The following is a 25916-nucleotide window of genomic DNA, read 5'->3' as shown; positions in this document are numbered from 1 at the left end:
AGGATTACTGCACCGGCTGGGACACAGTTGGTCTCGTCTTCACTGGGGATGGTGACTACTTCCGCGGGCGCTCCAGCGCGTCCTCGACCGCCGCGAGGGCATCGACCGGGGTGCGGTTCGCGCCATGCGCGTCCCGCCCCAACTGCGGCCAGCCTTTACCCTCCGGTCCACGCAGCTGGATCCAGATCTCCCGGGTCTTCTCCAGCAGTTCGCGCTGCTCGATCTCGGTCAATGCGGACATGAATTCCTCCTCTAATCCCCCGCCACACACCGCGGCGAAATCCTGCGGCGACATGCCATTGGCGGCATTCATGTCGCAAGCACCCAACGGTGAGCAGCCCTCGGGCAAGCCACCACCGAAGCCCCGGCCATCGGTGTATTGATGCGCGATCTGACCGGGCAGATTCGAGTTGCGGCCATAACCCGCGCCGATCACCCGTTGCATTCCATGTCACCGGAGTCGTCCAAATGCACGCGCGCGCTGCCGACCCGCTGTTTGAACGTCTCGTAGTCACCGTATTCGGCCTTGTTACCCACCTGGATGATCCAGATGTTCTTGCCGTCGTGGTGCCAATCGCGATCGGCGAAGTAGTCCTGCGGCAACGGATCCGGCCAGAGCTGCTGCAGATCCGCCAGCGCCTTGGCCAGTTCGGTCCGCTTGGTCGCGTCCTTCTCTTGCGCGATCTGGAGCACGAGCGCGCCGATCTTGTCCTTGCCCTCCTTCGCCACCGCCTTGTTGTAGACGTCGACCTCGTCCTCCTGCAGGCTCAGCCAGGTCGGGTGCTGATTGGAGAACACACCGATATATGCCTCGCCCCGATCGGCAACCGGCACACCGGGATCCGGGTGCGTGTATTTGCCGAACACCCAGAAACCCTTCGGTCCGTAATGGAATACGTCGAAGTTTTCGAACAGTGCGGAGTTGGCGTCGTCGTAGGCCGAGCTGCGCAACTCATCGGTGCGGTCGAAGCCGCTCTTGGGGAAGAAGACATGTGATCCGCAGTCGGCGAGATCGTTCTGCACGGCATGGAAGTCGTAGGCGATGATCGTGGCCGGGCCGTATTGCGCGACCATGGGCAGTGCGAAATACCCTGTCCACCAATCCAACCCGTCCGCGCCACTACCGAACGGGCTGGTCCCGGTGATCGCCTGTTCGTTCCCGACGATCGCGGCGATACCACCGATCACCGCGCCGGGGGACCCGCGAGCGCGTTGCCGAGGAAGGCGCCCGTCAGCCCCGCGAGCACGGGCGAGACATCCAGGTTCACCAGCCCGGCTGTGGTGAAGACGTTGAGCGCGCCGTTCACCGTCGCCTGGTTGACATTCGATTGGATGTTCATCTGCCCGACTCGAAAGTTCTGGATGCTCGCCAGCATGATGTCGGGATTGCGATAGGTGAGGATATTGGCGCGGGTGCGCGTCGAGCCCTCGACGAAGATGGACAGATCGTCGGCGATGTCCTCCGCATCCGAGATGTCGAGAACGGCGCCGAGCACCGCACCGGCGACGGCCCTATAGAAGCCGCCGACAATGCCGCCGAGCACGCCGAGCAGCCCGGCCCCTTTGACCTTCGGCAGTGTGGTGCCGACCAGTGTGGCGAGCTTCTTGAACACCTCGCAGTCGTGCAGGCCGAACTTGTCGACCCGCTCCAAGGTCCCCGTCACCACCTGTTTGTTGAGGAAACCCGATGCGCTCCACCAGAACACGACGCTGTCGTCGTGGGCGGTATAAGCGACCGTGTCGTCGCGGGTGTGGGTGCGTTCGATGTCCCGGTACATCTCACCGAGAAACGCTGCGTGTCGGTCCAGTTTGGGCGCGTATCCCTCACGGTAGGAATCGATCTCGTCGGACTGCTGGGAGAACCACAGACCGTACCTGTGTGCCTCGGCAAAGGTGATCGACACCCGCGAGCGGTCGATGAATCCCGCTTTCGGTGGATGCGCTGCGATTTCGAGCAGTACGTCGGGTACCTGGTAGGTCGAAGTGGCCAGCGCGGCTCCGATCTCGGAATCGGAATCGTCGAACAATCCGCGCTCGCCGAACAGGATCTCACTGGCGTCGCCGAGCGCATTGTCGAATCCGGAGGCCTTCGACTTGAACTGGGCGAAAGCGCCGCGCCGACAGCGTTTCCGCCCGACACTCCCGTCGGCTACAGCCTGTACCGGCAGCTGATCCAGGACACGGGTTGCGCCGCTCGACGGCGGGCGATACCGCGAACGCGGTGCAGGCCCGATTCCTGCACAGCTACAGCGTCTTGGACGACAAGCGCATCCCGCGGCCGCGCTATCTGTATGGAATCCAGATCGGCACAACGGGATTCGAGGTCGATAGCGTCGAGAAGTTCCCGCATTCGGAGATGACGAAGTACTGGCTGCGCTGCTTCGCGCAGTTCACCAGTCATTCTCGTCGTGGGTTCACCGGCAGTGCACGTGCCCTTCCAGGAACGCTTCCTGACCAACCCGAGGCGAACACCCGCTGCACCGACCGGCCCGAGAACGACATCCACAACGAGAACAGGTAGACTACCGTTTCCTTACCAAGCAAACGGACGGTGACCTCACCGAAGTCGACCCATCGATGAACGGCTTGAACGGATCCAGCTTCGACGCCCGCTGCGGATACCGCTTGCGCTGCTGCGGGATCTGCGAGGACGTCTCCCCCGGCTCGGCCGCGACGGCCCGGCTGCACGACGGCCCGATCGCCCGATCGCCCAATCCAGCATCCGCTACGGATGTTCGTCATCCAATTCGAATTCGACGGCCAGCGCGCGACCCAGTCTGGAAGCCCACGGTCGCGGCCGGTTCCGCAGAGGCGCCGTTCTACCGCACGCTGCGGCAGTTCTCTCAGCGCTTCGGCGCGGAGAAGTTTCCCGGCAAGGACGTGCGGTGCGGTACTTTGTCTTCGCATGACGCGAATAGACCTGCCGCGCTGGGTGGAGCTTCGGGAGCAGCAGCGGACCGCAGTTACCGACGCGGTCCTCGCGCTCGTCGCCGACGGCAGCACCCAACTGTCGGTCGCGGATCTGGCCGAGCGCGCGGGCATGAGCCGACCGACGTTCTATAAGTACTTCCCGACCGCCGCGGCCGCGATTCTGCACACCGAACGCACCCTGCTCGAGCAGATCGAGCGGTTCGTCACCGAGCGCGAATCGCGTAACGAGAATGCTCGCGACCGCCTCCTGGAACGCTTCGAGTCGACTTTCGAGTACACGTGCGCACACCCGGAGGTGGTCCGCTTCTTCACCTTTTTCGACTTCACCTTCGAACGGTTCGGCCTGGCCGAGACCGAGAAGTCCGAACAGCGCCAGATCTCCGGCGCGGCAGGCGACCCATACCTCCAGTTGTTCCACGCCGGTCAAGCCGACGGATCCATCAACGCCGACTTCTCGACCGACACCACCTACCTGGCGCTCGTTACCTCGCTTGTCGGCACCCGCCAGCGGCTGCTGATCGAGACCGAATGGACCACCGGCGTCGACCAACGGGCCCGCGAGGCCTACTCGACCCTCATCGAAGTGTGGCGAAAAGCCTTGCGGCCGAAGTAGATACATCTCCACCACGTATGTGCATACACACCGCATGCACTGCAGTAGACCGTATGGCGCGGGGGTGTCTCATGAAATCGAAGGCGCACACACAGTGCTCACCAGCGAGAGTCGTAGATTGGGAGCCGCGCTGACGCGAGCGCTGCACGAGGCTGGCGCGAAGGTGGCGATCGTCGCCCCGCGAATCTCGAGCAATTCCGCGAACTGGCCACTCGCTACGCCATACGCGCCGCCTATTACCACGCGGAACTCACCATCGCCGCCATCATCCTATGGCTCAGATGAATTACAGAACACGGCCTTGGCCCTTGGGGAACATGCCCGACCACGCGGTGGCCGAAAAGTTCAGCGCCGCCGGGTTTCCCAGGTACATCGCGATCGCTGCGCCACCGTGCTCGGCCCGGATGCGGCGCAGCGATGTCGGGCACCGCTTCGTCCCAGCTCACCAGTGTGAAAGTGCCGTCGGGCGGCCGTCGCAATGGGTGGCGGACCCGCAGAAAGGCGCGCAGATGCGACAGAGCGTCACCTGTTCGCGTTTCATCGGCATTCCTGATCCGGGCCGGGCGCTGTCAGGTAGCGACTCGGGCGAGTTCGTGCGCACGGTAGGCGGTGAGGATGGGTTCGAGTTCGTCGGGAAGCGCGCCGTGCAAGATGACCTTGTCCGCGCCGTAGGCGAGTTCCTCGCGAACGCGGGCCGCGCACTGTTCGGGTGATCCGGTGGCAGCGTGTCTGGTCCATTCCTCGGGGATCAGTTCCTCGATGTGTCGCAACTGCTCGTCGGTCGCGATGCGGTCGATGGCGCCCGGGAGCGATTGCACGACCGGATCGTCGCGGAAGCGTTGCAGCACAGCCGGATCCCACTCATTGGTCTTGACCATAAGGTCGCCATAACCCTGCAGGTAGGTAGCCAGGCGGCCGATCAGCTTGTTGCGCCGACGCTCCTGCGGCAGGTGGTCCCCCACCGTCGCCAGGCAGGACCACACCTTGACGTCGTCGGGATCGCGACCGGCTTCCATGGCAGCGTCTTTCACCGTCTTCACGCAGCGTTGCAGCGTTTCGGGGGAGAAATACGTATGCAGGATCACGTGGTCGAACAGACGACCGCCGAGCCGAAGGGTGTTGGGGCCGAACGCGACAATCGCCAACGGGATGTCCTCGTCGAACTCCCCATCCAGGTACAGGGTTTGATATTTCCCGAGCGGTCCGTCGTGACCAACGACGACCCCGCCGTGCCAGAGCGTGCGCATCACCTGCGCGAAATCCTCCATCTGCGCGGTGGTGATACTCGGGATCCCGAACATGTCGTAGAGCCCGGGAACGCCTCGCCCGATACCGAGGGTGAATCGGCCGCCGGAGAGCCGATGCAGAGTGGTCGCCCACGACGCGGTGATCAGCGGATGACGCGTGTTGTGGTTGGTCGCCGCGGTCGCGACCCGCAGGCGGGTCGTCACCGCGCAGGCCGCCGCGCTGATCGTGTTGGCCTCCTTGAGGTTCCAGCGTTCGGAGATGAACGCAGTGCCCAAGCCCAGTTCCTCGCCGCGGCGGGCCTCGTCCATCACCCCGGCCGGGCCTTTGCCGCCTGCGCCGGGAAGCAGGTAGTAGCCGAGTTCGTCGAGGATGCGGTCGTTGGTCGACATTCCTACACTCCTGGGTTCAGACCGACAATTCACGGATCAGCTCGAGGGTGCGCAAGTCCCTGATAGCCCGGCACGAGCGGGTGAACAGGGTGTGCATCATGTCTTCGGAACGATGGGTCGGCGTCGAGGTGAACGCGTAGCCCAGTGTGGCGATGAGGTTCAGCTGCATGACACCGAGCCGGTAGTCGCGCCAACAGGTTTCGAGGTCGTAGCCCTGCACGCCCTGGGCGAGCAGCGCACGGTGGTACACACCCACGAGATCGCGCTCGGCCTGGACACGCACATCCGGCATCAGGCCACTGACGATGAAATAGGACAGGTCGCGAGCGGGCAGCCCGATCGTGGTGCTCTGCCAGTCCACCACCGAGATCCAACTCTCGTCGGGCGCGAACAGCACATTGTTGAGCCGAAAGTCACCGTGCAGCACACTGAATCGCTCCGGCGCGAGCTGCAGCCACGCGGGCGTCAATCGCGCGGCCTCATCCAACGTCCGGCAATCCTGTTCGCTCAAACGCGACCCGAATTCACGCAACGCGATATCGGTGGCCATCCGGATGCCGTCGCCCACGCCCTTCGCCACCTCCGGAGTGGCCTTCGGGATCACCACATGCGGAAATACAGCGATGGCCGGATCGCACCAGAACTGTGCGTGCAGGCCCGCGATCGCCTCGGCGGCCAATTCCGCCGCGCGCACCGAACACCCGGCCACCTCGTCGCCCTGCACAGCCGGCGCGAGATCTTCCATCACCAGAACGAAGTCGTAGCCCTCGCCCGCCGTATCGCAGTGGTAGACCTTCGGGATCGGCACGCGGGCCGACTCGGCGAGTTCGGAGTAGAAGCCGTGTTCGCTGCGATAGGCGATACCCACCTTGCCCCGCACCTCGGGATCCTGCGATGGCAGCTTGATCACGAAAGTCGTTGGCAGACTTGACGGATTCGCGGAGTAGGTGACTGTCGCGCGGTAGGTCGAACCTGTCTGGCCGGTGCCGACCGGCACGAGACCCACTGTGCTGACAACTACTTCGGTGCCGTTCTTGCCGAGTGTGGCCGACAGCCACTCAGGCGTCACGTCGGCGGGGGTGGCGGGAATATCGCTGGTCGTCCTAGTCGTCACAGTGTTCCGCTTCCTGGGTGCGCGGTCGCGCTCGGCAACCGCGAATAACGGGAAGTGATTCGGTCCGCCTACTCCCCCGCCCGGCTGGCCTCGGCAGGCACGGCCCTCGTGCGAAGTTGGTTTCTCTGTGGCGAGAATCACTGCCGCGAGCCTAGGCAACCACTTACACCGTGTCAACGGTTGATTCGGCCATACCGAATCCATTACAGTAAATGCCTCTACAGTCCATCGCCGCCACGCGAACGGCTATCTGCCAGGCGGTCAGCAGGACGGTGCTCGGCACAGGGGGTTGGGAATTCCGCCGGAAGGGTCCGGTGACGCTACGTACACGGCTCATCGGACCACGCGGCATCGTTGCCCGGCCGTTCACCTCACGTATCCGCCAGGCAGGAAAGGCACGCCGGAATGAAAATCGAAGGCGCACACGCGGTGGTCACCGGTGCGAGCCGTGGTTTGGGCACCGCGTTGGCACGAGCGCTTCAGGACGCCGGAGCCACCGTGGCGCTCGTCGCCCGCGAATCACCGGAGCTACACGAAGTTGCTCATCAGCTCGCCGCCACCGCCTATCCCACCGACCTCACCAATCCGGCGCAGGTGCGCGGCCTGCTCGACCGGATCGAAGCCGTCCGGGCCGTCGACATCCTGGTCAACAACGCCGGTACCGACATGATCGGGCCGTTCGACGAACTGACTGCCGACCAGCTGGCGTTCATCCTCGCCCTGAACGTATCGGCTCCCGCCGAACTGCAACGCCAGGCGGTCCCCCGCATGTTGGCGCGCGGGGCCGGGCACGTCGTCAACATCGCCTCCTACGCCGGCGTCGTCGCCGCACCCCACCTAGCTACCTACGCGGCGACCAGGGCATTCACCATTCATCACACGGCGAACTTGGCGTTCGAATACGCGCACACACCGATCGGGTTCACCAAGGTCGAGCTGGGCGAAATTCATGACACCGGCCTGTTCGACAACGCACAGAAAGACCCGCTGTACGCCGAAATGGTGACGCGCGCGGGCAGATTCCGGATCGCGCGAATCCTTACCAAGGACGAAATCGCCGCCAAGGTCGTCTCAGCCATCATCAACAACCGATCATCGGTGCGCCTCCCACGACGAATGTCCCCGTTCGGCGTCCTCCCCGATATCCCACGCATACTCTCCGGCAAAGCCGCGGCACAGTTGCGCCGTCGGGCCCAGCCCTCGGATCACGGCACGTACCGGGCACGGTGTTGAGACCGGCCCGCGGTCCGAACGCGATACCGGAGTTCTGCCGTCGCACCGCGTTTCGTGCCGAGCCTCCGGATGACCAGGCCACCCACCGATGTCGAGACGGCCCCGATGTCAGTGGCAGGTGGATCTCACCGTACTTCGCACCTCATGTAACGCCGATGGCCCGAAACTCGGAACGGCCGCAGGTCGACCGGTCTGAGATACGCTGAGCGTTGTTGAATGCTGAGCGCGCCTGTTACCTGGTGTCCGGGTATGTGCTGAGTGGATTGCACACAGCTGATGACCAACGATGATTTGTTCCGGACCCGCCGTGACGTCATTACTCCGGTCGCGGCGGAATTGAGTGCGGCAGGTTTCGAGGACGCGGAAGAAATCGGCCACGGTGGATTCGGTGTCGTCTATCGCTGCAGGCAAGTTGCGTTGGACCGTACGGTCGCGGTGAAAGTGCTGACCGCGGAGTTGGACGAGGAAAGCCGGGCGCGGTTCTTCCGCGAGGAGCGGGCGATGGGCCGGCTGACCGGACATCCGAATATCGTCACAGTGCTCCAAACCGGTGTCACCCCGAGCGGCCGTCCCTACCTGGTCATGCCCTATCACCCGTTGGATTCACTGGATGCGTGGATCCGCCGACAGGGTCCCCTGCGAACGGAAGAGGCGTTGCGGATCGGGGTGAAAGTCGCAGGCGCGCTGGACAGCGCACACCAGCTCGGGATCGTGCACCGCGATGTGAAGCCGGGAAACATCCTGCTCACCGAATACGGCGAGCCAGCACTCACAGATTTCGGTATCGCACGCATCGCCGGCGGATTCCAAACAGCCACCGGCAAGTTGACCGGATCACCGGCGTTCACCGCCCCGGAGGTGTTGGAAGGCGAGGCACCGGGCCCGGCCGCAGACGTCTACGGGCTAGGCGCCACCCTGTTCTGTGCGCTCACCGGGCATGCGGCGTTCGAACGGCGCAGCGGAGAGAACGTCGTGTCCCAGTTCCTGCGAATCACCACCGAGCCGACCCCGGACCTGCACGGGAGCGGCATTCCCGAAGACCTATCGGCGGCCGTGGCTACGGCAATGAGCCGGGATCCGCGCGAGCGGCCCTCGGCGGCGGTGTTCGGGGAAACTCTGCAGCGAATGCAACGGCGCCACGGGTACGCGATCGACGAGATGGCGCTGCACCTCGAACCTAACCGTGAGCCGCGAGATCACGCGCAGCAGAGGCGAGACACGGTACCGACGTGCGACAGCAATTTGCCACTCGAGCTGACCAGTTTCATCGACCGCCGCACCGAGACCGCCGAAGTGAAGAATCTGCTGTCCACCCATCGACTGGTGACCTTGACCGGCATCGGGGGCGTCGGCAAGACCCGGCTCGCCATGCGATCGGCGGCGAACGCGCGTCGTGACTTCGCCGAAGGGGTCCGGGTGATCGAGCTGGCCGACGTCCGCGATCAGACGGTGCTGGTCGAAGTCGTGGCAGCCACCTTGGGCCTGAGAGACGATTCGCACCAGCCGGTCCATTCGGTAGTGCTCCAGTACCTCTCTTCGCGAGAAATCTTGCTCGTTTTGGACAACTGCGAGCAGGTGGTGGAAGCGTTGGCCGAGCTGGTCGAGACATTGCTGCTGGCATGTCCGAATCTGCGGATACTCGTCACCACCCGCGAGCCACTGGATATCGCCGGAGAAGCGGTGCTGCGGGTCTTACCGCTGACCGTCCCGGATCCCGACCACGAACCAACCTTTCGCGGCCTGCCCAAATACGACGCCGTGACCTTGTTCGCCGACCGCGCAGCGGCCGTAGTGCCAGGCTTCGAACTCACCGAGGACAACAAGGCCACCGTGGCCCGGATCTGCTCCCGCCTCGACGGGTTACCGCTGGCCATCGAACTCGCCGCCGCGCGGATGCGCGCCATGTCACCCGCGCAGATCCTGCGGCGACTCACCGACCGATACGCCCTGCTCACCCGCAGTAGCCGCACCGCACCGGAACGTCAACAAACCCTGCGCTGGTGCATCGATTGGAGCTACCAGCTGTGCACACCGGACGAGCAACGTATCTGGGCGCGGCTATCGGTATTCGCGGGTGGCTTCGAACTCGACGCCGCCGAGCAGGTATGCGGTGGGGATCTCGCACCCGCGACGCTACTCGATGTCCTATCCTCCCTGGTCGACAAATCGATAGTGATCCGCGAGGAATCCGACGGCGTCGTGCGCTTCCGGATGCTCGAGACCATGCGCGACTACGGCCGCGAAAAGCTGCAAGAGACCGACGAATACCAGGATCTGCGGCGCCGACACCGCGACTGGTACGAGCGATTGGCCCTGGCCGCGGAGGCGGAATGGATCAGCGACCGCCAACTCGACTGGCTCGCCCGCCTCGACCGTGAACAACAGAACTTCCGCGCCATGCTCGAGTTCTGCCTCGCCGAAGACGACCCCGAAGCCACCGAGGCCGGGCTGCGCACCGCCACCGCGCTCTTCCCGTTCTGGAGTTTTCGCGGTGTGTACAGCGAAGGCCGACGCTGGCTGAAGCGCGCACTCGCCCACCCCGGAACGAGCTCGATCCAGCACAGGGCCGGAGCGCTTCACGCCGCCACCGTCATGGCGGCAGTACAGGGGAACCTCGACCGCGCGTCCGCCCTCACCGCGCAGTCGCACACATACGCCGAGCAGGATTCCAGCCCAATCGCCCAGGCCCTGGTCGACTATGCCGATGGCGCCATGGCGCTACGCCGAGATGAACCCGCTCGCGCAGCCTCGTTCTTCGAGGCCGTCATCGAAGCGCTCGGTTCGAATCGCCGACAGTATCTGTACTTGGTTTCGTCGCTCTCGCTCGCTATGGCGTACACACTTCAAGGCGATACGGCGCGGGCGATAGAGCAATACGAGCGAGTACTTTCCATCACCGAAGCGTGCGGCGAAACGCTGTATCGGGCAAACGCGCTGTGGGGAATCGGCATTGCTGCATGGCAACAGGGAGAGCCAGACCGAGCGCAAGAGCTGCTGAAGGAAGCCATACGAGTCAGCTCGCCGACCCGCAGCTCTGTCCTCGCGGCGTTCGGCCTCGAGGCACTAGCTTGGGTCGTCGCCGATAGCGATGGCGAGCGATCGGCGATACTGATGGGCGCCGCGAAAAAGTTGTGGCCGAGGGCTGGTGGTGTCAGCACTATTTTCCCGAATCTGTCGCATTATCACGACCAATGGGACCGTGAGACACGTCGAATCCTCGGCAAGCGAGGATTCGACGCGGCGTTCCGTCACGGCCAGTCGATGGGGATGGACGCAGCCGTGGCATACGCTCTCGGGCAGCAGCCGAACGCCTCGCAGCGGTTCACTGCGGAATCGAAATTGACCAAGCGCGAACGGGAGATCGCAAACCTCGTCGCACAAGGCCTCACCAACAAGCAGATCGCCGCAAAATTGGTGATCTCACGACGCACCGCCGAAGGTCACATCGAACACATCCTCACCAAACTCGGATTCACCTCACGGGCGCAGATCGCAGCCTGGATCGTAGACGAAGCCAGACAAGACAATCCTTGACCGCCAAACCGACCTCGGCACCACTGCCGAGGTCGGTCATAATTGGCCGGCTCGAGTCGCTTCTCGCGGAGTCGATACGGACAGCGGTTCGCGGGACGGGCGCCTTGTTCGCGAATCTCGACGGCGATCAGGTACCTGCCGCATGTTTGCTAGATCGCCGAGGGACGGCCTGCGCAAGGTCGGCTACTCCAACGAACGCCGCGTCGATCCACAGGCTGCGGCAGGGCTGAAATCCCACTTACATTGGCACGGAGAGGTATTCACCGACGGGCAGATCATCGATGTCCACACAAAAGCCATCGATGAAGTCGCCCTGGTCCGGGCCCGCCGCCTGGCAGGACCGAACGGCTGCCATGTCCGAGACCGATCTGGCCGCCCGGCCCATGTTCCACCGCACCCGCGACGCGGTGCGTTTCTATTTCGCCGGCGCCGGTGGGACGAAAGGCTGGTTGATGGTGGTGAAATACTGGATGGCCGCCATGATCGCAACGGGTGCCGTCACCAGAAGTTGCCCTGCCAGAGTTCCCAGGGCGCCCACGGCGACGATCCCGCCCAGGCATCCAATCGCTGCCGCCGGGATGAACGGGCCGAACATGCCGACGATCGTCGCCGCGGCGACGGTTGCGCCCGCGATACCGCCGAGTACACATCCGACTGCACCGCCGGTGATACCGCCAACAAGCGTGCCGATGGTGGCCCCCGCAGTGATGGTACTGGTCAGTCGGCTCCAAGCCGCTTGCTCGCGGTCATACGGAGTTTTCCACGGTGCAGTGTCTTCGTAAGGCAGCGCAACCGGCTTATAGGTCGCGTCCGTCAGATCGAATCGAGGAGTCAGGGTCGCGGTGCGATCATGGATATCAGCAGTGATCGGGAATTCGAAGTCATCGACCCGGAAGGCCAAATGGGTGCCTGCGAGCACGGTGCCGTCCGCCGCCTTGATCTCGAACACACCGTGATCATCAACCAGCGAGCCTGCGTCGGTGTGCACGATCGTCGATGTAGCGGTCCTTTCCGCGGTGTAGTGCACGGCACCGTCTTCGATTACCGGTGCGGGAGCAGCGGTCGCCGCTCCCGCGGACACCGTAAGCGCAGCGGTCAGCACGACCACGACCGATACCTTTTTCCCCATCATTTTTGTTCTCCTTTTCATTCCTCAGAGAAAAGCCCGATTTCGAACTCGCGGATCACCACCGAGTGGCTCATATCTGCGACTGTCTACAACGGGCTCTCATCCGAGGTGGATATTTATGTCACGGATCAGGGAGGGAAATACCCTCCGATAACCGCTTTTACGGCGGGAAATACCCGCTCCGATTCACGCCATCCGAACTGCCGGTTGAATTGCAGCACCGGCACCGGATACAGCAGGCCATCGTGGCATGAGAAACACAGACCCCATCCGCGCGGAAAGTTAGGGCGCCGAGGCCAGTTGAATGCCCCCTCGTTGCGAAAATTCCCTGCGAACGGTCTCCTGAACACAGCAGGATTCATCATGATGCCCCGCGAAGTGACACGAGGCGAAATTCGGTGTCTGTCGAAAATGCCTCCATCGCATGCCGCGGATGACACCGCGGCGGAAATGCATGTACTTGTTTTGCCGATTCGCCCAGCGAGTCCATATCGGCCGATGACCGCGCGGCGCAGAACATGACAATTGATTCGATCTCATGATGATGTCGGCTTTTCAACTTCAGCGAGTGCGTTCTGTAAATGTGTAGGCGCGTTATGCCATCAGGCGGACAGAACGCACGACCGGGCCTACGGCTTCGGCACTGGATGCTCGGAGTTGGCTGAGCCGGTGTGCAATCGGCTATTCGTCCGAACGTCCTGTATCGGCGGCGGCCTCAGGCGGTCATCGTGGCTGTTCGTCGGGATTGACCGGTACTGCCTACTGAGGCGCGGTACCGAACGCCGCCTCTCCAGCACGCCCGCTTGCCTGGTCAGTCCAGATATTTTGCCTGTTCAGGTGGCATTTTCTCGTTCTTGTGGCGTTGGTGCTGCTGGGTTCCGGGGGCCGACGGTGACTGTTTCCAGTGCGCGGCCGGTCGTGCGTTCGCCCCAGCCGAGGTAAGCGATGGCGGTGATGGCCAGGACGACACCGACATAGATGAACACCGCAGTGTAGCCGAAGGTGGTGAAGATGACGGGCAGTAGGTTGCTGCCGCCGGCGGTGGCGAGGCGGCCGAGGCCGTTGCCGAGCCCGCCGCCGAGCCCGCGGAGTTCGGTGGGGAAGATTTCGGGGCCGTAGGTGAAGGCGAGCACGGTCGAGGTTTGCAGCAGCATGGCAATGAGGAAGCCGGTAACGACGATGACACCGGCCTCGTCTGCGTATCCGTAGACGAGTACGAGTGCGGTGATACTCAGGTAACTGATGCCGAGGCTGTATTTGCGTTCCCAGCGGTCGGTGAAGGTAAAGGCCAGGAACGCGCCGGGGATTGCACCGAGTTGCACGATCGAGGTGTAGGTGAGGCTGTGCACGACGTCGAAGCCGTGCTCGACCAGCAGCGTGGGTACGAAGCTGGTGTAACCGTAGAACCCGACCACGGCGAAGATGCTGGCGATGAAGAACACGATGGTCCGCCGCCGGTACTGCGGACCGAACAGTTCGCGCAGCCCTCCTCGAGCCGCTGGTGTCTCGGTAGCGATCTCGGGCTCGGGGAGATCCGTTCCGAGTTTGGCCACGGCCTCGCGTTCCAATTGGGCGACAAGCGATTCGGCTTGTTCGCCGGTGCCGTTCGCGATCTGCCAACGGATCGACTCGGGCAGGTATTTGATCATCAGCGCGGCGACGACGATGCCCAGCCCACCGACGAGGAACACCCAGCGCCAGCCATCGGTGCCTGCGGGGACGACGGCGCGGGCGAACCAGGATATGAGGGGTATGCCGGAAAGCCCGACGCCGAAGATCAGGGCCAGGTACCGGCCGCGCAGGTCTCGTGGGTACATCTCGGAGACGTAGGAAAGCGCGATCGCGGTCATCGAGGTCAAGCCGACGCCGGTGAGGATGCGGAGTACACCCAGTGTCGCGAGATCTGTTGCCAGTGCCGAGAGTGCCGAGAATATCGAGAACCAGATCGAGGACCAGATGAGTGGTTTCTTTCGGCCGTAGGCGTCGGAGAGCCTGCCGCCGATGGCGGAGCCGAGGAACATTCCGACGAAGCCGAGCGAGGTGATCAGCCCGATGCTGGCCACGCTCAGGTGCCACTGTTTGCGCAGTTCCGGCGCGACGAGGGCGAATGTGTGGAGGTCGGCGAGTTCGAAGACGAACACGCCGGCCAGGAGGATCGCCCATCGCCGGTGGGAGCGGGTTGTTACGGGGATGCGGCTGAATCTGGCCAGCAGTTGCGGGCCGGTACCTGATTGTGTCATGAGTGTCTCACACGTCGTTGTGCCAAAGGAACGGGTTTAAATACCGAGGGCTGTGGCTCGGTCGAGGATGACGCGCAGAATCCGCACGGAGGCGATGTCGACCATGGTGCCGTCGACGGCGACCGCGCCGAGTCCTCGCGCTTGGGCGTCGTCGAAGGCTTCGACGAGCTTGCGGGCCTCGGCGACCTCTTGGGGGCTGGGCGCGAATTCCGCGTTTGCGAGCGTGATCTGGCTGGGGTGGATGGCCCATTTGCCGCTGAATCCGACGGTGTGGGCCAGCTTGGCTTGGCGACGATAGCCGTCGGGGTCGCCGAAGGCTGCGAAGGGGCCGTCGATGGCGTCTATTTTGGCGGCGCGTGCGGCGATGGCGATCTTGTTGCGGGCGTAGTGCCAGAGATCACCGGGGTAGCTGCCGTCGGAGTCGCCGAGGTCTTTTACTCGAACGCCTTGTGAGGCCGAGTAATCGCCGGGTCCGAAGATGAGAGCTTCGAGGCGGGGCGAGGACTGCGCGATCTCTTCGACCGCGATCATCGCCTCGACCTCTTCGATCAGTACTTCGATGCCGATCCGTTTGGTCAGACCGAGGTCGGTTTCCAACTGGGTGAGCAGTTTGTCGACCCACCAGACGTCGCGGGCGGATTTGATCTTGGGCACGATGACGATGTCGACCGCGTCGCGGGCACCGGTGACGACGTCGATGATGTCGCGGTAGGCGTAGTGCGTTTCCAGGTCGTTGATCCGCACGGCGCGGGTGGCGGGCCGCCACGAGTGGTTGATCAGAGCGTGCACGATCTTCTGCCGTGCACTCACCTTCTCGGCCGGGGCGACGGAGTCCTCCAGATCGCAGAAGACCAGGTCGGCGTCGCTGGCCGCGGCCTTGGCGAGCATCTTCTCGCTGCTGCCGGGGGTGGACAGTTCGCTGCGTCGCAGTCGCATGGGTGGTGTTTCCTTTCAGTGGGTTGCTTCGTGCAGGTCGAGTAGTTCGGCGGTGTGTTCGCCGAGCAGGGGTGCGCGGCGGGCCCGAGGTGTCGGCGCGCCGCCGAATTTGATGGGTTGTCCGGCGACGGTCACGGTTCGCGTGCTACCGGGGTGCTCCAGCTCGATCAGCATGTTGCGGAGGTGGACGTGTGGGTCGGCATAGATACCTGCCGCGGAGTTGACCGGACCGCAGGGCACATCGTCGGCAAGTGCCTGGACGATCTCGGACATCGTGCGCGCACTCGTCCAGCTTTCGATCAGAACGCGGACTTCGTCGCGAACGACGACGCGAGCGTTGTTGGAGGCGAACAGCGGATCGTCGGCCAGGTGGGGTTTGCCGACAGCAGTACAGAGTGCTTGCCACTGGCGTTCCCGCGGGGCGGCGATGGTGACCCATCCGTCGGCGGCACGGTAGAGGCCGAAGGGACACAGCAGTGGATGGTCGTTGCCTTCGCCGGTGGCGACCACACCGCTGTAGGAGTACTGATAGACGGTTCGTTCGCACAGGGAGACGATCGCGTCGTACATCGCGACGTCGACGAATCGTCCTCGTCCGGTGCGCTGGCATTCGGTGACCGCGGCGAGGATGCCGACAGCCATGAGGGTCGCGGGGAAGATGTCCCCTATCCCAGGACCAACCTTGGTCGGTGTGCCCGGTGGGCCGGTGATGCCCATGATCCCGCCCATCGCCTGCGCGACGACGTCGAAGGCAGGGCGTTCGGCGTACGGGCTGGGACCGGCGCTCGTACGCGGATCACCGAAACCGCGCAGCGCCCCGTATACGAGCCGGGGGTTGTCCTCGGCGAGACTTTCATAGGACAGGCCCATCCGGTCCATGACCCCGGCGCGAAAGTTCTCGACGAGTACGTCCGCGTCGCGGGCCAGCCTTCGAACGGCGGCAATGCCCTGGGGGCTGCGGAAGTCCACGACGACACTGCGTTTGTTGCGGTTGACGCTCTGGAAGTAGCCGCCGTAGTGATGCTCGGTGTCGTCATCGGGGAATGGGCCGTGGTGGCGGGCAGAGTCCCCGGCCGGTGCTTCGACCTTGATGACATCCGCACCGAGGTCGGCCAGCAGCATGGTGCAATACGGACCGGCCAATGCGCGGGTGAGGTCGACTACGACCAGACCCGACAGGGGGCCGGTCATCGCGCTGCCTCCGCGCGCTGGATCAGGATGCGGCGTTCGCCTTCGAATACCACTGTCTCGTCCTGATTCACGCCCCAGTGTTTGAACCTCACCACGCCTGCGTCGGCACGGTCACCGTCGTCCTTCGACAGAACCTGGGTGTAGGCGTAGAGGGTGTCGCCGTGGGTGACCGGCGCTTTCAGGCGGATCTTGTCCAGCCCGAGTTCGGCGACCGCGTGCTCGCCGGTGTCCTGGGTCGTCAGTCCCAGCACCATGGAGATGGTGACGCCGCCGAAAACGAGGATGTGTGGGAAGGCGCTGTCGCGGCGGGCGTCGGCGTTGAAATGGGCTTGGGCGGTGTTCATCACCATGTTCGTGATGAGTACCCCGTCCATTTCGGTGACTGTTTTGCCGCGCGCGTGGCGGTAGACGTCGCCGACAGTGAATTCTTCGTAATACATGCGGGAGTCCCTTCAGAGGACGCTCGCTGCGCCGGCGCAGCGGACGAAGTTGGTCCGGATGAAGTCGACGACGACCTCGTCTCCAATGAGTCCTTCGGTGTGCCAGCTGACGACACCCATGCCGGGCCGGCTGCGTGAGGTTCGGGTTTCACGGACCCGGCTGCGGGCCCGTATCGTCTCGCCGACCAGAACCGGGCGGTGAAAGGTCAGCTCCTCGACACCGAGAAACGGTCCACCGTTCTCGCTGAGGTCCTCGACGCTGAGCCCGAAGACGGTGAGGAAGACCAGATTCGGGTGCGCGACGAGACGTCGGTGTCCCTGCTGGTGGGCGGTGTCGGCATTGAAGTAGACCGGGTTGTAGCTCAGAGTCAGGGTGGAGAACCTGATGCTGTCGGACTCGGTGAGGGTGCGTCCCCAGTGGTGGTCGAACCGCTGCTCGGGGTGGAAGTCCTCGAAACAGCGACCTTTGGCCAGCAGTCGGGCACGGTGCTTGATGGTGTCGAAATCGTCGGACACGGACGGCGTTTTCCTTTCGGTCAGCGGTGGGTTGCGCGACACAGCGTTCGCGCATCGGACAGGTCGTCGAGGGATTCCACGACGGAGGCCAGATGTTGTGCGCGTCGCGCGCCGAGAACCGGATCGGCCAGAGTGTGGAACTTGGCCAGCAATGACCCGGTCTGCTCGGCGGGGTGGTGGCACCATTGCGGCTCCCGCATATCGCGTTGCGTGTCGAATCGCCGGCCGTCGGCCAGCCTCAGATGCACATCGGCGGCTGGGCCTTCCATGCTGCGATCGGCCGTTACTGTCACCTTGTCGCGCAGCGCTGCCACCGGCGCACTGGTGACGACGTCGTCGGTGAACAGGTCCGGTGTCGCGCGGTGGTGCAGCAACGCGAGCGCGGCCGTGAGGCGCAGGCTGAACTTGGCTTCCAATCCCGTTCGGGGCTCGGGGATACCGCAGACATTCAGATGACCATGCGGCACAACGATTTCCACGTGATCGACGTCGGCGGCGGCGATGCCGTGGTCGGAGCCGAGGGTGATGAGCGAGTCGATCGAGGCATGGGTGAGGAAACACGCGGCATGCAGCTTGAAGCGGACGTCCTGCAATCGCCACGGCGAGCCGAGCGGCTGGTCGAGCAGTTCGCCGTGAAAGGCATCGGATTCGGCGGCGGCGAAGCCCTGCTTGTCGGCGAGGATGTCGTCGGCGCCGGTGAAACCTCGAGCGGCGAGCTCGGCGGCGACCACTCCGTTGGCCGCGGCCCGCCCAGCGTGCAGGGGTTTGCACATGGTCCCGAACGATGCCTTGAGCCCGGCGGCCTGCGTACCCGCGATCGCCAGAGCGGCATTCATGTGTTCCGGGCCCAGGCCGAGCAGATGCGAGACCGCAGCCGCCGCACCGAAGGATCCCAGCGTCGCGGTGGTGTGGAAGCCCAGCGCATAGTGTGTGGCGCCGACGACTCGCGCGAGCCGAGCCTGTGTCTCGACACCGGCGACGAACGCGGTCAGCAGCGCCCGCCCCGACGCACCGAGTCGTTCGGCCACTGCCATCGCCGCCGGGGCTACCGCCACCGAGGGATGGCCTACTCCGCTGATCACGTCGTCGAAATCCAATGCGTGCCCGGCCGTTCCATTGACCAGCGCCGCACTCGACGCAGGCAGAGTCGTGCCGGTGCCGAACACCGTGCACGGACCCGAGGACACCTCACAGGTCACGTAGTCGGACACCGTGACGGCCGCCGGCTCCCGCGAACCGGCGATACTCGTCCCGAGCACATCCAGCAGACACTGCTTGGCCAGCTCGATCACCGACTCGGGGAGATCGTCGTATCGCAGGCGGCTGACTGTGGCCGCGAACGCCGCGGTCGGCGGGGAATCAACACTCGATTGGGGCATGGTTCGGCACCTCCAGAGGATGCACTTCGAAATCTATGCCATAATGTGGCATGGCATCCCGAATTAGTGGAGTGAGTATTGCCCCCGGGTGCCCCATCTGTCAACGACTTGCCCTCCGGGCTCCCGGCGGGGCTGTGAAAGGAGCTGGTGATGCAGAGTGTCCTGCGGAGCCTGCGAGTACTCGAAGCGGTATCGGAGCATCAGCCCATCGGCGTCGCCGCGCTGTCGCGCATGCTGGATCTGCCCACGTCCACCGTGCAGCGGATCTTGGTGACGCTGGCCGAGGCCGGCTGGTTGCGAGGCACGGAGGAGGATCTCAACCGTTGGGTGCTGACCGGTCAGGCGTTGATCGTGGGCCGCCGGGCGATGGGAGAGATCGGCATCCGAGAGGCGGCCGCCGAGCCGGTGCGAGCACTGGCCGAGGCCACACACGAGACGATTCACCTGTCGGTCCTAGACGGACGCAAACGCACCGTGCTCATCGATCGGTTCGACAGCGATCAGCCGGTGCGCACCTATAACCGCCTCGGCACCGCATCCCCGCTGCATGTCACCTCTATCGGGCGCAGCCTGCTGGCGGCGATGACCGACGAGGATGTCGAGTGGGTGATCGCTCACGGCTTGCCGCGGATCACCGAGAACACCATCACCGACCCGGATCGACTGCGAGCCAATATCCGCGAGATTCGCGAGCTCGGGTACGCGGTCAATATCGGCGAGAATCGCGCCAACGTCTGCGCTGTCGGCGCCGCGGTGCTCGGGCCGGGCCGCAAGCCCGTGGCCGCAGTCGCGATCTCGATGCCCGATATCCGGTTCGACCACCGGCAGGTCCCGCTTTGGGGTGACCTGGTGCGCAAAGCAGCGGCCGCTATCGGTGCGAACCTTCGCGATTAGGCGCAAGCACTTGACGTGACCACAGTCATGGGGTGATAGTCGCCTAGCAAATATGGAATGCCATCCCACATTGCGGCATAAATGAAGGAGCTATCCCATGTCGGTGACTGATGTCTTGATTCCACCGGTGCCTGTCGTGACCCCGCCGTTCGACACCGGCATGCGCGTAGAGATTCAGGCGCACGCGCGCCGGTTCACCGACGAAGAGGTCATTCCCGTTGCCGACGAGCTCGACAAGAACAAGATGGAAATGCCCCGCTCGCTGATCCACAAGATGGGTGAGCAGGGCTATTTCGGGATCATGGTGCCGCAGGAGTACGGCGGCATGGGCTTGGGTGTGTTCGAGTACTGCATGATCGCCGAGGAACTGGCGCGAGGATGGATGAGCGTTGCCAGCATCATCGCCCGCGCTCAGGGGATGGGCACCGGTTTCGACGACGCCGACAAGCGCCGCCGACTACTGCAACGCAGCGCCCGCGGGGAATGGATCGGCGCGGCCGCCCTGTCCGAGCCCGGCGCGGGATCCGATCTGGCCGGCGTCAGCACACGCGCCGTCCGCGACGGCGACGACTATGTCATCACCGGGGAGAAACGTTGGTGCGGCAACGCCAAAGCCGCCGACTTCATCCAACTGCTGTGCCGGGTGGGTGACCCCGAACCCGGCCAGCGACGCTCGGCCGGTCTGGCCACCTTCATCATCGAGAAAGACCGCGGCGGCTTCCCCACCGGTCTCACCGGCACCCCGATCGACAAGATCGGCTATCACGGATTCCTCACCTGGAACCTCGAGTTCGACGGGCTGCGCGTACCCGCCGCCAACCGAGTCACCGACCTGGGCCGTCCCCGCGCCGGCGGAAAGGGCAAGGAAGCCAACACCTTCCGCGCGATCGAACAAGGGCTCAACGTCGCCCGCGTGCACACCGCCGCCCGCGCGGTCGGACTCGCCCGCGCCGCCACCGAGGAATGCCTGCTCTATCTGCAGGAACGCCGGCAGTTCCAGCGCCCCATCGGCGACTTCCAAGCACTGCGATTCATGGTCGCCGAGATGAGCGCCCGCGTCGAGCAGGCCCGCGCGTTCTACCGGCAAGTCGCCCATCTCATCGACCTCGGTCAGGCATGCGAACGCGAAGCCGCGATGGTCAAACTCCTCGCCACCGAAATGGCTGTCGACGTGACCGGACAAGCCATGCAACTACACGGCGGCAACGGCTACACGACCGAGCGCCGCGTCGAACGCTTCTGGCGCGACGCCCGACTCACAACCGTCTTCGAGGGCACCAGCCAAATCCAGCAGAAAATCATCTCCGACCGCCTACTCCCACGCAGCCCGATCGCCTGACCGTGTCTGCCGACGTCACGATCCGCCTCCCCCATCGACCTGCTCCACACCATCACCGATCCGACAGGGCATCCGGGATGATTCCGAATACTGTTGTGCACGAAGATCTCACCGGCGATCAGCGGGGTGTGCGGGTGATCCGCATCTCCCGCCCGCAGGCCCGCAATGCGCTCGACACGGCCACGAAAGATCTTCTGATGCAGATGCTTTCGGACGCCGACGCGGATCCGGAGGTGCGCGCGATCGTACTCACCGGTACCGGTGGGGTTTTCGTCGCCGGCACGGATCTGAAGCAGATGAAGACGCTTGCACCGGCCGATCATCTGGTGCAGCGGACCGGGCAAATGTTCTCTGTGCTGGATGCGCTGGAGACGCCGGTCGTCGCCGCCGTGGAGGGTTACGCGCTCGGTGGCGGATGCGAGCTGGCAATGGCCTGCGATGTCGTGATCGCCGGTGCGTCAGCGCAATTCGGTCAACCCGAGATCAGGGTCGGGTTGATTCCCGGCGCGGGCGGGCTGAGTCGGCTGGTGCAGCGTGCCGGTCGTTCGCGGGCGCTGCACCTGGTGCTGACCGGTGACCGCATCGACGCCACGACCGCGCAGGAGCTGGGCATCGTTGCCGATATCGTGCCGGACGGGACGGCGCTGGGGACGTCGGTCGAGCTGGCCGCCCGGATCGCGGCGCAACCGCCGCTTCAGGTCCAGGCGATTCGCCGAGTGGCCCGGCATGCCGAGAACTCCCCGCTGCGCACGGCAATCGAGCTGGAGCGCACCACTTTTCAGCTGCTGTTCGATACCGCGGATCGAAGCGAGGGCATCCAGGCATTTCTCGACAAACGAACACCGAACTACCAGGGGAAGTGATGGCTGCCATCGAACGGATCCGGATTGTCGGCGCCGGTGCCATGGGAAGGGGGATCGCGCAGGTCGCCGCCACCGCGGGCTATCAGGTCGAGGTGACCGACAGCGACCCTCGCGCGGTGACGGCCGCACTGGACTTCATCGCCACCATGGTGCGCCGCTCGGTCGACAGGGGCCGCTGTACCGGCGAGGAAGCTGCGGCGATCCTGGCCCGGTTGTGCCCCGGCGTATCTCCGACGGCGCCCGCGGACGACGTCGATCTGGTCATCGAGGCCGTCGTCGAGGACCTGGCGGTCAAGCAGTCGATTCTGGCCGAGCTCGAAATTGCAACGCCCACTGCGATTCTCGCCTCCAACACCAGTTCGCTGTCCATCGGCGTGCTGGCGACGGCGCTGGGCGACCCGGGGCGGCTGGTGGGGTTGCATTTCTTCAATCCGGTGCCGCTGATGCGACTGGTGGAGATCGTGCCGGGACTACGGACCCGGCCCGAGCTGGTGGACACGGCCCGGTCCGTGGTCGAGCGGATCGGCCACACCGGGATCGTCGTCCGCGATACTCCCGGGTTTCTGGTCAATCATGTCGGCCGGGCGCTGCCGACCGAGGCATTGACCCTGCTGTCGGAGCAGGCGGCCGCACCCGCGGACATCGACCGCATCGTGCGTGATGTGCTCGGCCTGCGCATGGGGCCGTTCGAACTCCTCGATCTGACCGGTTTGGATGTCAGCCATCCGGTGATGGAGACGGTTTTCGCCGGGTTCTACAACGATCCGCGGCTGCGGCCGTCGCCGCTGGCGGCCGCCCGTACCACCGCTGGGCTACTCGGCCGCAAGACCGGCGAGGGTTTCTATCGATACGACGGTGGGGAGCGCGAATCGATAGCCGAACCCGAGTTCGTCGCCGATCCGGCAGCCATACCGGTGTATGTCCACGAGCATCCGGAATTCGCCGCAACGCTGCGTTCGGCGGGAGCGTCGGTGCTCGAATCTCCTTCGCCCGCAGCAGTTTCGCTGGTGTTCCCGGTTGGTGAACCGGCCTACCGGCTGGCGGTTCGTGCGGGGCTCGCCCCTTCCCGGACCCTCGGTGTGGATCCGCTCAGTGTGACGGGGAAACGACTGGTGGTGGCCGTTCCCGTCACCGCCGATCCAGTAGCCACCGCGCCTGCGCTCGCAGTACTCGCCGCCCCGGCGGCTCTGACCCTGACCGCCGACGGACCTGCTCCAGTCGCCCAGCGCATCCTCGCCACGATGGTGAACCTGGCCTGCGCGATCGCCGAATCCGGCATCGCGACACCCGCCGATATCGACCGCGGCGCACAGCTGGGACTCGGCTATCCGCAAGGCCCGCTCGACTACGGCGATTCCGTCGGCGCCGCATTGATCACCCGCATTCTCGACGGGATACACGCCTACACCGGAGACCCGCGCTACCGCGCCAATGGTTGGCTGCGCACCCATGCCGACCTGGGACTTTCTTTGCGCGCCCGCGAAACCCGACCCACCGACCTGATGAGAAATCGAGGATCGCATGCTCCTGCTTGACGACACGCACCGCGAAATAAAAGAACTGGCAGCGGATTTCGTCGAAAGAGAAGTCGTCCCGCACGCTCGCGACTGGGATCGTGCCGAATCGGTCGACCCCGGGATCGTCACCCGGCTCGGAGAGCTCGGATTCCTGGGCCTCGGTATCGACGAACGCTACGGCGGCACCGAGGTCGATCTGATGTCCTACATCCTGGTCTGTGAGGAACTGGGCCGCGGTGATTCGGCGGTCCGCGGGATCGTCTCGGTGTCATTGGGTTTGGTGAGCAAGACGATCGCTGCGTACGGCACCGAGGAACAGAAGCAATGGTGGCTGCCCGAGCTGACCTCCGGTCGCGCGCTGGGGTGCTTCGCTCTCACAGAGCCTGACAGCGGTTCCGATCCCGGTTCGCTGCGCACCCGCGCCGCCCGCGACGGTGACGAGTGGGTGCTGTCGGGAGAGAAGATCTTCATCACCAACGGCACCTGGGCGTCGGTGGCGCTGGTGTTCGCGCGCACCTCGCCGGACGGCGGTAAAGGCATCACCGCTTTCCTGGTACCCACGGATACAACGGGATTCACTGCCACCACGATCCATGGCAAACTCGGACTGCGTGGCCAGGCCACCGCCACCCTGTCCCTGGACGCTGTCCGCATACCCGACTCCGCGCGCCTCGGCGCAATCGGTCAGGGCCTGTCCATCGCGCTCGGCGCGTTGACCAAGGGCCGCATTTCGGTCGCCGCCGGCAGTGTCGGCCTCGCTCAGGCCGCCCTCGACGCCGCGGTCCGGTACTCCACCGAACGCACCCAGTTCGGGCAGCCGATCGCCACTAAGCAACTGGTGCAGGAATTGCTCGCGGACTCGGCGCTCGACATCGAGGCCGCGCGCCTGCTCACCTGGAAAGCGGCCTTGCTGGCTGATTCCGGGGCCCCAAAAGAGGAAGTCCGGCTGGCATCTTCGATGGCCAAACTTTCCGCCAGCGAGACCGCGGTACGAGTCAGCAACAACTGTCTGCAGGTATTCGGTGGCTACGGCTTCATCGACGAGTACCCGATGGGCAAGTACCTGCGCGACGCCAGGGTGCTGACCCTCTACGAGGGCACGAGTCAAATCCAGAAACTGATCATCGGCCGGTCGCTCACCGGCATCAATGCCCTGTAACCCCAATAATTTTCGAGGATCCTGCCATGCGTGATGCGGTCATCTGCGAACCCCTCCGGACTCCTGTCGGCCGATTCGGCGGAGTGTTCAAAAACCTTGCGCCCCAGCAGCTGGCCGCGGCCGTGATCACCGAACTGATGCGCCGCACCGGAATCGCCGGCAGAGTGATCGACGATGTCATCCTCGGTCAGGCCGGACCCAACGGGGAGGCCCCGGCCATCGGACGCGTCGCCGCTCTCGACGCCGGACTCGGCATCGACGTGCCCGGCCTGCAGGTCGATCGTCGGTGCGGATCAGGCTTGCAGGCGGTGCTGCAGGCCTGCATGCAGGTCTCGACCGGAGCCGGTGACGTCATCCTCGCGGGCGGCGTGGAGTCCATGAGCGACACCGAGTTCTATGCCACCGGCATGCGCTGGGGCGTCACCGGCGACGGGTTCGCACTCGCCGATCGTCTCGTCCGTGCCCGGGTCACCGCGGGTGGCGAGAACTTCCCGGTGCCCGGCGGCATGATCGAGACCGCGGAGAATCTGCGCGCCGAATACTCGATCAGCCGCATCGATCAGGACGCGCTTGCCGTCCAGTCGCATCAGCGGGCCGTGGCCGCGCAGCGCGCGGGCCGCTTCACCGACGAGATCGTGCCGATCTCCGTACCGCAGCGCCGATCCGAGCCGATCCAGATCGATACCGATGAACATCCGCGTGCCGACACGACCGCCGAATCACTGGCGCGGCTGCGCCCGATCCGTGCAAATGTGGACCCCGATGCAACCGTGACCGCCGGGAACGCCAGCGGTCAGAACGACGGGGCCGCACTGTGTCTCGTCACCACCCCGGATACCGCCGATCGGCTCGGCCTGCGTCCGCTGGCTCGGCTGCGGTCGTGGGCGGTCGCCGGTGTCGCCCCCGCCACCATGGGGATCGGGCCGGTCCCCGCCACCGCTTCGGCCCTCGACCGGGCCGGGCTCTCCCTCGACGATATCGATGTCATCGAACTCAACGAGGCATTCGCCGCCCAGGTTCTCGCCGTATCGCGACAGTGGGGACTCGAACCCGACGACCCGCGCCTGAACCCCAACGGCTCCGGCATTTCGCTCGGCCACCCGGTCGGCGCCACCGGTGCCCGGATCCTCGCCACCCTCCTTCGCGAAATGCAGCGCCGCGAAGCCCGGTACGGCCTCGAAACCATGTGTATCGGCGGCGGTCAGGGACTCGCGGCGGTGTTCGAACGGCTCGAGTAGCCGAAGGATCCTG

The 25916-nt window shown here is 64.7% G+C and carries 22 protein-coding genes; 10 read left to right on the top strand and 12 right to left on the bottom strand.

The window, feature by feature from the left end; all coding sequences use genetic code 11:
• Positions 1-55: 55 nt before the first annotated feature.
• From NP3_RS26700 to NP3_RS26690, 3 genes are read right to left on the bottom strand one after another with little or no spacing between them, the layout of a single operon-like run.
• Positions 56-445: a hypothetical protein gene (locus NP3_RS26700; protein WP_174566264.1), complete on the bottom strand. Its 390-nt coding sequence runs from the start codon at positions 443-445 to the stop codon at positions 56-58.
• The gene (locus NP3_RS26695; RefSeq protein WP_063044359.1) at positions 433-1188 is read right to left on the bottom strand and encodes a hypothetical protein; all 756 of its coding nucleotides are present in this window, start codon (positions 1186-1188) and stop codon (positions 433-435) included. Before NP3_RS26695 ends, NP3_RS26700 begins: the two co-directional genes overlap by 13 nt.
• Positions 1185-2027, bottom strand: coding sequence for a hypothetical protein (locus tag NP3_RS26690; RefSeq protein WP_063044358.1), 843 nt, complete (start codon positions 2025-2027; stop codon positions 1185-1187). Before NP3_RS26690 ends, NP3_RS26695 begins: the two co-directional genes overlap by 4 nt.
• 158 nt (positions 2028-2185) lie before the next feature.
• Between NP3_RS26690 and NP3_RS26685 the strand changes: the two genes are divergently transcribed.
• Positions 2186-2521, top strand: a complete 336-nt coding sequence (locus tag NP3_RS26685; protein ID WP_063044357.1) for a hypothetical protein — start codon at positions 2186-2188, stop codon at positions 2519-2521.
• Between the two features lie 384 nt (positions 2522-2905).
• A complete protein-coding gene (locus tag NP3_RS51195) occupies positions 2906-3544 on the top strand; it encodes a TetR/AcrR family transcriptional regulator (RefSeq protein ID WP_169814584.1) in 639 nt (212 codons plus the stop codon).
• Positions 3545-4113: 569 nt separating this feature from the next.
• On the opposite strand, the gene NP3_RS26670 is transcribed toward NP3_RS51195, so the two are convergent.
• Complete coding sequence (locus tag NP3_RS26670) at positions 4114-5181, bottom strand: TIGR03857 family LLM class F420-dependent oxidoreductase (protein WP_063044354.1); 1068 nt, start codon at positions 5179-5181, stop codon at positions 4114-4116.
• Between the two features lie 16 nt (positions 5182-5197).
• On the bottom strand, positions 5198-6295 hold the full coding sequence (locus NP3_RS26665) for a phosphotransferase family protein (RefSeq protein WP_063044353.1): 1098 nt from the start codon (positions 6293-6295) through the stop codon (positions 5198-5200).
• A gap of 405 nt (positions 6296-6700) precedes the next feature.
• Between NP3_RS26665 and NP3_RS26660 the strand changes: the two genes are divergently transcribed.
• Both NP3_RS26660 and NP3_RS26655 read left to right on the top strand, forming a co-directional pair.
• The gene (locus NP3_RS26660) at positions 6701-7528 is read left to right on the top strand and encodes an SDR family NAD(P)-dependent oxidoreductase (protein WP_063044352.1); all 828 of its coding nucleotides are present in this window, start codon (positions 6701-6703) and stop codon (positions 7526-7528) included.
• Positions 7529-7804: 276 nt separating this feature from the next.
• A complete protein-coding gene (locus tag NP3_RS26655) occupies positions 7805-11062 on the top strand; it encodes a protein kinase domain-containing protein (RefSeq protein ID WP_063044351.1) in 3258 nt (1085 codons plus the stop codon).
• A 415-nt stretch (positions 11063-11477) separates the two neighbouring features.
• Here the strand turns inward: NP3_RS26655 and NP3_RS26650 are convergent, their stop codons facing one another.
• The 7 genes from NP3_RS26650 to NP3_RS26620 all read right to left on the bottom strand — a co-directional run bounded on the left by NP3_RS26650 (position 11478) and on the right by NP3_RS26620 (position 18893).
• Positions 11478-12194: a DUF8020 domain-containing protein gene (locus tag NP3_RS26650; RefSeq protein ID WP_063044350.1), complete on the bottom strand. Its 717-nt coding sequence runs from the start codon at positions 12192-12194 to the stop codon at positions 11478-11480.
• An 830-nt stretch (positions 12195-13024) separates the two neighbouring features.
• Positions 13025-14431: an MFS transporter gene (locus NP3_RS26645; RefSeq protein WP_063824922.1), complete on the bottom strand. Its 1407-nt coding sequence runs from the start codon at positions 14429-14431 to the stop codon at positions 13025-13027.
• Between the two features lie 36 nt (positions 14432-14467).
• Positions 14468-15367 carry an HpcH/HpaI aldolase/citrate lyase family protein gene (locus NP3_RS26640; RefSeq protein ID WP_063044349.1) on the bottom strand — a complete coding sequence of 300 codons (900 nt, stop codon included), beginning with the start codon at positions 15365-15367 and terminating at the stop codon, positions 14468-14470.
• Positions 15368-15382: 15 nt separating this feature from the next.
• Positions 15383-16558 carry a CaiB/BaiF CoA transferase family protein gene (locus tag NP3_RS26635; protein WP_063044347.1) on the bottom strand — a complete coding sequence of 392 codons (1176 nt, stop codon included), beginning with the start codon at positions 16556-16558 and terminating at the stop codon, positions 15383-15385.
• Positions 16555-16998 carry a MaoC family dehydratase gene (locus NP3_RS26630; protein ID WP_063044345.1) on the bottom strand — a complete coding sequence of 148 codons (444 nt, stop codon included), beginning with the start codon at positions 16996-16998 and terminating at the stop codon, positions 16555-16557. Before NP3_RS26630 ends, NP3_RS26635 begins: the two co-directional genes overlap by 4 nt.
• A 12-nt stretch (positions 16999-17010) precedes the next feature.
• Positions 17011-17514, bottom strand: coding sequence for a MaoC family dehydratase (locus NP3_RS26625; RefSeq protein WP_063044378.1), 504 nt, complete (start codon positions 17512-17514; stop codon positions 17011-17013).
• 20 nt (positions 17515-17534) lie between these two features.
• Positions 17535-18893 carry an MmgE/PrpD family protein gene (locus NP3_RS26620; protein ID WP_063044343.1) on the bottom strand — a complete coding sequence of 453 codons (1359 nt, stop codon included), beginning with the start codon at positions 18891-18893 and terminating at the stop codon, positions 17535-17537.
• Between the two features lie 150 nt (positions 18894-19043).
• Between NP3_RS26620 and NP3_RS26615 the strand changes: the two genes are divergently transcribed.
• The 6 genes from NP3_RS26615 (at position 19044) to NP3_RS26590 (ending at position 25903) form a co-directional block, all read left to right on the top strand.
• The gene (locus NP3_RS26615) at positions 19044-19787 is read left to right on the top strand and encodes an IclR family transcriptional regulator (RefSeq protein ID WP_063044341.1); all 744 of its coding nucleotides are present in this window, start codon (positions 19044-19046) and stop codon (positions 19785-19787) included.
• A 97-nt stretch (positions 19788-19884) separates the two neighbouring features.
• Positions 19885-21126, top strand: coding sequence for an acyl-CoA dehydrogenase family protein (locus NP3_RS26610; protein ID WP_063044339.1), 1242 nt, complete (start codon positions 19885-19887; stop codon positions 21124-21126).
• Positions 21127-21203: 77 nt separating this feature from the next.
• Complete coding sequence (locus NP3_RS26605; RefSeq protein WP_063044337.1) at positions 21204-21989, top strand: enoyl-CoA hydratase-related protein; 786 nt, start codon at positions 21204-21206, stop codon at positions 21987-21989.
• A complete protein-coding gene (locus tag NP3_RS26600; protein ID WP_063044336.1) occupies positions 21989-23524 on the top strand; it encodes a 3-hydroxyacyl-CoA dehydrogenase in 1536 nt (511 codons plus the stop codon). The genes NP3_RS26605 and NP3_RS26600 overlap by 1 nt, the downstream gene beginning before the upstream one ends.
• A complete protein-coding gene (locus tag NP3_RS26595) occupies positions 23511-24665 on the top strand; it encodes an acyl-CoA dehydrogenase family protein (RefSeq protein WP_063044334.1) in 1155 nt (384 codons plus the stop codon). The genes NP3_RS26600 and NP3_RS26595 overlap by 14 nt, the downstream gene beginning before the upstream one ends.
• A gap of 26 nt (positions 24666-24691) precedes the next feature.
• Positions 24692-25903, top strand: a complete 1212-nt coding sequence (locus tag NP3_RS26590; RefSeq protein WP_063044333.1) for an acetyl-CoA C-acetyltransferase — start codon at positions 24692-24694, stop codon at positions 25901-25903.
• Positions 25904-25916: the final 13 nt, after the last annotated feature.

This window comes from Nocardia pseudovaccinii NBRC 100343, assembly GCF_001613225.1.
GTDB classification, from domain to species: domain Bacteria; phylum Actinomycetota; class Actinomycetes; order Mycobacteriales; family Mycobacteriaceae; genus Nocardia; species Nocardia pseudovaccinii.
The sequence above is the reverse complement of the archived record's forward strand: the minus strand, read 5'-3'. Positions and strand labels throughout refer to the sequence as shown.

Bases quoted from the DNA above. Each gene is read 5' to 3' on its own strand.
- NP3_RS26700 (WP_174566264.1), bottom strand. From the start codon at position 445: ATGCAACGGGTGATCGGCGCGGGTTATGGCCGCAACTCGAATCTGCCC.
- NP3_RS51195 (WP_169814584.1), top strand. From the start codon at position 2,906: ATGACGCGAATAGACCTGCCGCGCTGGGTGGAGCTTCGGGAGCAGCAG.
- NP3_RS26670 (WP_063044354.1), bottom strand. From the start codon at position 5,181: ATGTCGACCAACGACCGCATCCTCGACGAACTCGGCTACTACCTGCTT.
- NP3_RS26660 (WP_063044352.1), top strand. From the start codon at position 6,701: ATGAAAATCGAAGGCGCACACGCGGTGGTCACCGGTGCGAGCCGTGGT.
- NP3_RS26655 (WP_063044351.1), top strand. From the start codon at position 7,805: ATGACCAACGATGATTTGTTCCGGACCCGCCGTGACGTCATTACTCCG.
- NP3_RS26650 (WP_063044350.1), bottom strand. From the start codon at position 12,194: ATGATGGGGAAAAAGGTATCGGTCGTGGTCGTGCTGACCGCTGCGCTT.
- NP3_RS26645 (WP_063824922.1), bottom strand. From the start codon at position 14,431: ATGACACAATCAGGTACCGGCCCGCAACTGCTGGCCAGATTCAGCCGC.
- NP3_RS26640 (WP_063044349.1), bottom strand. From the start codon at position 15,367: ATGCGACTGCGACGCAGCGAACTGTCCACCCCCGGCAGCAGCGAGAAG.
- NP3_RS26635 (WP_063044347.1), bottom strand. From the start codon at position 16,558: ATGACCGGCCCCCTGTCGGGTCTGGTCGTAGTCGACCTCACCCGCGCA.
- NP3_RS26630 (WP_063044345.1), bottom strand. From the start codon at position 16,998: ATGTATTACGAAGAATTCACTGTCGGCGACGTCTACCGCCACGCGCGC.
- NP3_RS26620 (WP_063044343.1), bottom strand. From the start codon at position 18,893: ATGCCCCAATCGAGTGTTGATTCCCCGCCGACCGCGGCGTTCGCGGCC.
- NP3_RS26615 (WP_063044341.1), top strand. From the start codon at position 19,044: ATGCAGAGTGTCCTGCGGAGCCTGCGAGTACTCGAAGCGGTATCGGAG.
- NP3_RS26610 (WP_063044339.1), top strand. From the start codon at position 19,885: ATGTCGGTGACTGATGTCTTGATTCCACCGGTGCCTGTCGTGACCCCG.
- NP3_RS26605 (WP_063044337.1), top strand. From the start codon at position 21,204: ATGATTCCGAATACTGTTGTGCACGAAGATCTCACCGGCGATCAGCGG.
- NP3_RS26600 (WP_063044336.1), top strand. From the start codon at position 21,989: ATGGCTGCCATCGAACGGATCCGGATTGTCGGCGCCGGTGCCATGGGA.
- NP3_RS26595 (WP_063044334.1), top strand. From the start codon at position 23,511: ATGCTCCTGCTTGACGACACGCACCGCGAAATAAAAGAACTGGCAGCG.
- NP3_RS26590 (WP_063044333.1), top strand. From the start codon at position 24,692: ATGCGTGATGCGGTCATCTGCGAACCCCTCCGGACTCCTGTCGGCCGA.